Origin of the sequence: Pseudomonas sp. SIMBA_068 (genome assembly GCF_046534705.1) — a bacterium.
GTDB lineage: Bacteria > Pseudomonadota > Gammaproteobacteria > Pseudomonadales > Pseudomonadaceae > Aquipseudomonas > Aquipseudomonas putida.
Genome location: NZ_JAWRYI010000235.1, coordinates 1 through 316, shown reverse-complemented (window position 1 = coordinate 316; position 316 = coordinate 1). Strand labels below are relative to the sequence as shown.

Genomic DNA, 316 nt, shown 5'->3' with positions numbered 1-316 from the left:
CGGTGCCGTCCTGGCCGACCGTGAAGGTCTGGGCGTCGTTCGGGACCACGATGGCAGGCTCCAGCGCCAGGCCATCGGCGTTGACGATCTGGCCGTCGGAGTTCAGGTGGAACGTACCGTCGCGGGTGTAGGAGACGGTGCCGTCAGGTTGCAGGATCTGGAAGAAGCCACGGCCATTGACGGCCATGTCCAACGGGTTTTCCGTGGTCTGCAAGCTGCCGGTCTGGAAGTTTTTCTGCGTGCCGACAATGCGCACACCGGTACCGACCTGCAGGCCCGACGGCAGCTCGCTGTCCTGGGTAGACTGCGCACCTGG

Annotated in this window: 1 protein-coding gene; it reads right to left on the bottom strand. The window is 64.9% G+C overall.

The genetic code is table 11. The features are described 5' to 3' along the window. Positions 1-316, bottom strand: a 316-nt coding sequence (locus tag SB756_RS28980) for a flagellar hook-basal body complex protein (protein WP_410912974.1), incomplete at both ends; no start/stop codon positions are given.